7 protein-coding genes and 1 tRNA gene are annotated in these 6,255 nt (G+C 70.2%); 5 read left to right on the forward strand and 3 right to left on the reverse strand.

From position 1 onward, the window contains the following. Positions 1-200 precede the first annotated feature (200 nt). Entirely contained in the window at positions 201-491 is a 291-nt protein-coding gene (locus tag OO71_RS28750) for a hypothetical protein (RefSeq protein ID WP_033293035.1), read from the forward strand. After that, a complete protein-coding gene (locus OO71_RS28755) occupies positions 491-1,054 on the forward strand; it encodes a hypothetical protein (protein ID WP_033293036.1) in 564 nt (187 codons plus the stop codon). Before OO71_RS28750 ends, OO71_RS28755 begins: the two co-directional genes overlap by 1 nt. A gap of 154 nt (positions 1,055-1,208) precedes the next feature. Here OO71_RS28755 and OO71_RS28760 read toward each other — a convergent pair. The 3 genes from OO71_RS28760 to OO71_RS28770 all read right to left on the reverse strand — a co-directional run bounded on the left by OO71_RS28760 (position 1,209) and on the right by OO71_RS28770 (position 2,285). Beyond that, positions 1,209-1,295, reverse strand: a tRNA-Ser gene (locus tag OO71_RS28760). Positions 1,296-1,326: 31 nt separating this feature from the next. Further along, entirely contained in the window at positions 1,327-1,779 is a 453-nt protein-coding gene (locus tag OO71_RS28765; RefSeq protein WP_033293037.1) for a nucleoside deaminase, read from the reverse strand. A 23-nt stretch (positions 1,780-1,802) separates the two neighbouring features. Further along, positions 1,803-2,285, reverse strand: a complete 483-nt coding sequence (locus OO71_RS28770; RefSeq protein ID WP_033293081.1) for a tRNA adenosine deaminase-associated protein — start codon at positions 2,283-2,285, stop codon at positions 1,803-1,805. A gap of 76 nt (positions 2,286-2,361) precedes the next feature. Between OO71_RS28770 and OO71_RS28775 the strand changes: the two genes are divergently transcribed. The 3 genes from OO71_RS28775 to OO71_RS28785 all read left to right on the forward strand — a co-directional run bounded on the left by OO71_RS28775 (position 2,362) and on the right by OO71_RS28785 (position 5,927). Then, entirely contained in the window at positions 2,362-3,597 is a 1,236-nt protein-coding gene (locus OO71_RS28775) for a M20 metallopeptidase family protein (RefSeq protein ID WP_033293038.1), read from the forward strand. A gap of 341 nt (positions 3,598-3,938) precedes the next feature. Continuing rightward, positions 3,939-5,267 (forward strand): diaminopimelate decarboxylase, encoded by a 1,329-nt coding sequence (gene lysA / locus OO71_RS28780; RefSeq protein ID WP_033293039.1) that lies wholly within the window; start codon positions 3,939-3,941, stop codon positions 5,265-5,267. A gap of 162 nt (positions 5,268-5,429) precedes the next feature. Beyond that, on the forward strand, positions 5,430-5,927 hold the full coding sequence (locus OO71_RS28785) for an Lrp/AsnC family transcriptional regulator (protein ID WP_033293040.1): 498 nt from the start codon (positions 5,430-5,432) through the stop codon (positions 5,925-5,927). Positions 5,928-6,255 lie beyond the last annotated feature (328 nt).

The following is a 6,255-nucleotide window of genomic DNA, read 5'->3' on the forward strand; positions in this document are numbered from 1 at the left end:
GACGCGGCCGGCTTGCGGCACTTCCCGGATCTCTGCCATGAAGTCGATGATGGCGGTGCCAGGACCCCACGGTCAAGGGCCCCCACGATGTGGAACCTTCGCACGCCCGGCCGAGTGACCTGGCTTGCCCGATGGGGTTAGATCTCTTGGCAGAAGGTGACGGGCTCCGGGCCGGCGCCTTCCCGGAAGCGGAGGTCCCGATGGCAGGTTCCACGAGCGAGCGGCTGCGTGCCGCCGCGGACTCGCTCGACCGGGCCGCCGCCGACGCAGACCAGGCGGCAGGCCGGTTCTCCGACGCCCGCCTCGAATCGACGCCGTGGGGGATTTCCGCACCGGCGCGGGAAATCGCCGCGCGCTGGGAAGCCGCGCTCGCCGCGCGGGACGTCGACGCGCGGGTACTCGGGGATGCGACGTCCGACCTCGCCGGGCATCTGCGGATGGCCGCGCACAACCCGCACCGCCCGACGGTCGCGACGGCGCTGCTCAGTTGATGCCGTTCCTCCACCCGGCGCTGGAAAAGGCGGCCGCCGCGCTGGCCCCGTTGCGGGCCGCAGCCGCCGGAGCAGGCGCGCCCGACCCGGTCGACGCGTTGCGCCGGATCGACTGTTCCCCGCAGGCAATCCGCGAATCGGCACGCATGCTGTCGAGCGGACGGGACGTGCTCGTGATGGCCCGGCTGGAGTTCGAACGCGGGGCACACCGCGCGGAACGCAAGTGGGGCGGCGAACCGGCCGCGCAGTTCCGTACCCGCGCCGACGAACTGGACGTCCACTACCGCCAAGCCGCCGAAGCCGCCGCCCGCACCGCCGCGGTAGGCCTCGATCTGGCCGAACTCCTCGACCGGCTAGCCGACCAAACCGCCGCTCAGGTGGTGTCGATCGCCGAAGCCGCGTCCCGAGCAGCCGACGCACTGTTATCGGGCGACCGCTCCGCCGAAGTAAAGGTCCGCGAAGCCTGCGCCACCATCACCGAAGCCGTCGCCCGAGGCGTCGCAACGATCGGTGAGGCAACGACTTTCCTGGACCCCTTCGGCACCCCAGTCCTAGACGCCTAATGGTCCAGTCCTCCCCACGAGGAATACCAGCGTGACCCAGCGCTGGGGGTTCCGGGGGCTCGCCCCCGGGCGGGGTCCGGGGGTTGCACCCCCGGAAACACGGCGAGCGAGGCGGGTCGACGCTCTCCGTCGACACACCTCGCCCACTCGCGAGCGGTGGCGGTGGGATTTGAACCCACGGACGGGATCAACCGTCACACGATTTCGAGTCGTGCTCCTTCGGCCGCTCGGACACGCCACCGCCGAGAACAATACCGGACCCTCGCCCGCGATCAGCGCGGGGGCTGATCCCCCAGCGGTCGGCGGTCGGCGAAGTAGGCCTCGAGCAGGCTCGCGCATTCCGGGGCCAGCACCCCGCCGTGGACCTCCGGACGGTGGTTGAGCCTGCGGTCGCGGACGACGTCCCACAGCGACGACACCGCGCCGGTCTTGGGTTCCCACGCGCCGAACACCAGCCGTGCCACGCGGGCAAGCACCAGCGCGCCCGCGCACATCGTGCACGGCTCCAGCGTGACCGCGAGCGTGCAGCCTTCCAGCCGCCATCCGTCGCCGAATTCGCGGGCCGCTGCGCGCAACGCCAGTATCTCCGCGTGCGCGGTCGGGTCGGCCAGCTCGACCCGCGCGTTGCGGGCCGCGGCGAGCGGGTGTCCGTCGGGATCGAAGACGACTGCGCCGATGGGCACGTCGGCGCCCGGGGCGCGGGCCGCGTCGAGTGCGGCCCGCACTGCCTCGGTGTCGTCCGGGCGTCTCAGAGCTGATCCAGCAGCTTCGAGAACTCGGCTTCGAACCCGCACCGCTGCGCGATCATCTGGAGCTGCTCGTCGGGGTACAGGTCGACCTCGCCGACGATCACCTCCAGCTCCGCGCCGGGCAGGCCGACATCGGCCAGGATGTCCAGGTCACCTTCGGGCCAGACCGCGTCGTCGTCCTCGTCAGGGGGATCGACGCGCAGCACGTCGAGGACGTCGGCCGCGATGTCGTAGTCGAGCGCTGCCGCGGCGTCCGACAGCAGCAGCGACGGTCCCCTCGGGCTGGGCCGGACGATCACGAAGAACTCGTCGTCCACCGCCAGCAGGCCGAAGGCCGCCCCGGTCGACCGGAGTTTCCCCAGCTCGGTGATCGCCGCATCCAATTCCGTGAGCGCCGCGGGATCGAGCGCACTGCACCGCCACCGACCGTCCTCACGGACCACCGCCACCGCGAAGCCCGTGACCGGCTCTTGCACCGCCATGCGCACACCGTATTCCGCCGAGGGGACGAACGCACGCACGGTGTGCCGGAACGCTCCGGGGTGCCACTATCGAGCCATGACCGGACCCACCGACCTGCCCACCCTGCCCGGCAACCGCCACGCCGGGCTGCTCGAGGAAGCGCGGAAGCTGCAGGACCGCACCGTCGAGCTCCGCCGCGCCGTGCACCGGTACCCCGAGCAGGGGCTGCAGCTGCCACGGACACAGGCCGCCATCCGCGCCGCGCTGGCCGATCTGCCGATCGAACTCACCGACGGCCGCGCGACGACGTCGCTCACCGGCGTCCTGCGCGGCGCCCGCCCCGGCCCGGCCGTGCTGCTGCGCGGCGACATGGACGCGCTGCCGCTCGACGAGGACACCGGGCTGGACTTCGCGTCCGAGGTCGAGGGCTCGATGCACGCCTGCGGCCACGACACGCACGTCGCGATGCTCGCCTCCGCGGCCCGGCTGCTGTCCGCGCGGGTGGACGAGCTCGCCGGGTCGGTGGTGTTCATGTTCCAGCCGGGCGAGGAGGGCTTCCACGGCGCGCGGCACATGATCCACGAGGGCGTGCTGGATGTCGCGGGCACGCGCGTCACGCGGGCGTTCGGCCTGCACACGATCGCCAACAGCCCGAGTGGCGTGCTGCAGCTGCGCGGCGGGCCGATGATGGCGTCGGCGGACACGTTCAGCGTCGAGGTGATCGGCCGCGGCGGCCACGGCTCGGCCCCGCACGACGCAATCGACCCCGTCCCCGCCGCGGCGGCGATGGTCGGCGCGCTGCAGACGATGGTCACGCGCCGGATCGACGTCTTCGATCCCGCGGTCATTTCGGTCACCCGCATTGCGGCTGGGACCACCACGAACATCATCCCCGAGACGGCCGTGCTCGAGGGGACCATTCGCACGCTGTCGGAGTCCACGCGCGCCTTCGTCCGCGAGGAACTGCCGAAGGTGTGCGAGGCCGTCGGCGCGGCACACGGCTGCCGCGTACTGGCGGGTGTGGACCCGGGCTACCCGCCGACCGTCAACGACCCGGCGGTGGCCGCGGAGGTGCTGGCGCTGGGTGCCGCGATCCTGGGCACGGAGAACGTCGAGGAGGCGACGACCCCGATCATGGGGGCCGAGGACTTTTCGTATGTGCTGCAACGAGTTCCGGGCGCGTTCGCGTTCATCGGCGCCCGGCCGCCGGAGTTCGACCCGGCCGAAACTCCGGACAACCATTCGAACCGCGTGGTGTTCCACGAACCGGCGATGGCGGCCGGGGTCGCGCTGTATGCGGGGTTCGCCCTGGATGCCCTTCGGGACGCCTGACCCGGATTCCAGGACGGGCGCCCTGCTCGGGTGTGGCCTGCCTGCGTACGCCCTGCGTTCGTGCGGCCTGCTCGCGTGTGGCCAGTCCGCGTGTGGCCAGTCCGCGGGTGGCCAGTCCGCGTGTGGCCTGCCCACATGTGCCCAGCCCGCGTGTGGCGTGCCCGCGTGCGCCCAGCCCACGTGTGGCCTGCCCACGTGTGGCGTGTGGCGGGGGTTACTCGCGCGTTAAGGACGCATCAGCAGGCACGGCGGGAGCGTCAGGGGGTCGTTTCCGCCGTGTCCGGGTGCGGTTCTGCGCAGTGTGCTGGCGATTGTCCGTATCGACATCGCCGGAGGTAACCGTGACGCTCAGCGAGCTGCTCCCGAGTCTCGGCTGCGAGGCCGCCGACCACCTGGAACCGGGGCTGTGGCCGCGCCGCACAACGCTCGGCGAAGACGGTGAACTGCTCTTCGCCGACGCGCCGGTCAGCCACCTGGCCGCCCGCTTCGGTACCCCCGCCTACCTCCTCGACGAGGCGCAGGTCCGCGAAACAGCCCGCGCGTACCGCCGTGCGCTGCCAGAGGCCGACGTCGCCTTCGCGAGCAAGGCGCTCTGTACGCGAGCAGTGTTGCGCTGGATGGCTGAGGAGGGCATGTCGCTGGACACCTGCTCCGCCGGAGAGATCGCCGTCGCGCGCGCTGTCGGGTTCCCCGCGGAGCGCATCCTGCTGCACGGCAACGCGAAGACGCCTGAAGACCTTAAGGCGGCACTGCAGTACGGCGTCGGACGCATCGTCCTCGATTCCCTCGACGAGATCGAACAGCTCGGTGCCCTCGGGTCACAACGCGTCCTTATCCGCGTTACGCCCGGCGTCAACGGTGACACGCACGCCGCGATCACAACGGGTACAGAAGGGCAGAAGTTCGGCTTCTCGTTGCGCGCCGACGTACGCGACAACGTGGACCGCGCCGTTGCCGCGGTACTCGCACAGCCGAGCCTGGAACTCACGGGGCTGCACTGTCATATCGGCTCACAGGTGTCGCGCGTAGACCGCTATGAGGAAGCTGCACGCCGGATGGTCGAAGTCCTCGTGCGCGTACGCGATCAATACGGCGTCACGTTGCGCGATCTAGACCTCGGTGGCGGTCACGCTGTGCCGTACGTCGACCGCGAAGCGTCGTTCGACCTGGACGGGTACGCACGACGGTTGCGCGTCGCGCTGGCGTACGAATGCTCGTCGCGCGACTTCCCCTTGCCACACCTGACGATCGAGCCCGGCCGCGCGATTGTCGGACCGGCGGGGATCACCGTGTACCGCGTCTGCGCCGTCAAGCGCGGCGCGCGCACCTTCGTCGCTGTCGACGGCGGCATGAGCGACAACCCGCGCCCCGCGCTGTACGGCGCTCGCTACACCGCGCGCCTCGTCGGCCGCCGCACGAAAGCCGCGCGCACACCGATGACGGTTGTCGGCCGCCACTGCGAGTCCGGCGATGTACTGGCGGATGTGTGTCTACCCGACGACATCCACGTCGGCGATCTGCTCGCCGTCCCATGCACTGGTGCATACCACCACTCGCTGGCGTCGAACTACAACCTCGTCGGCCGCCCGCCGCTCGTCGGTGTCCGCGACGGGCACGCCACCCTTCTCGTCCGCCGCGAAACGGAGGAAGACCTGCTTCGCCGCTGCTGACAGGCCTGGCGCGCCGGTTGCCCGACCGCGCGCGTTACGGCGCCCCAGCGCACATCCTGTGCCGTCCGGCGAAGAATCCGGGAATGGGTCTCCTGCTCCCCGGCTTTGGCCGATACGCTGCGCGTCTGACGAATCGCATGCCGAAACACAGGGAGGGACGGCATGGGTGACGAAAACCGTACGAAGGTCGAGGAACCGCGCGCACCAAGAGCGCTGGACACCACCGACCGAACGCTCATCACGCTGCTGCAGGAGGACGGCCGCGCGTCGTTCACCGCACTGGCCAAAGCGGTGGGCCTTTCGGAAGGCGCGGTCCGGCAACGGGTGCAGCGGCTGTTGCGAGAGGAAATGGTGCAGATAGTCGCCGTGACGGCCCCAGAACACGTCGACCTGACCCGACGGGCAATGGTGGGCATCACGGTGGACGGCGACGCCCGCGACGTGGCCCAGCAACTCGCCAAAGTCGCCGACGTACACCAGGTGGTCCTCTGCTCAGGCCGCTTCGACCTGCTGGCAGAAGTCCTGTGCCGCGACGACGACCACCTGCTGTCCGTACTGGGCGACGAGGTACGCCCCATCACGGGAGTGGTGTCGACGGAGCTGTTCGTGTATCTGAAGCTGGCAAAACAGGACTACTCGTGGGGAAGGTTGACCGCGTGACACCTGCTTGACGGCCGGCGGCTGGGTTGCTTCTGGCAGCCGGGCTGCTTCCGGCGGCTGACTGTCCTGGTCCGGCGGCTCTGGTGCGGCTGCGGCTTTGACCTGGCCAGACGGGTTCAACCGGACAGATTCGGGGCGGCCGATCCGGGGCGGCCGATCCGAAACCTCACCAAAGCAACCGGTTCGCCACTGACGCCGAAAGTCCGTGAAGGGAACCATGAGGGAATCCGACCTGGATCCACCGGGTTGAGTTTTGTTGATCTTGGTGGTGGGTGTGGGGGTGTTTTCTGTTGGGTGGGTGTGGTGGTGTGGCTGGCGTTGCACCAGC

The sequence above is a fragment of the Amycolatopsis jejuensis genome (assembly GCF_000717335.1).
Lineage (GTDB): Bacteria > Actinomycetota > Actinomycetes > Mycobacteriales > Pseudonocardiaceae > Amycolatopsis > Amycolatopsis jejuensis.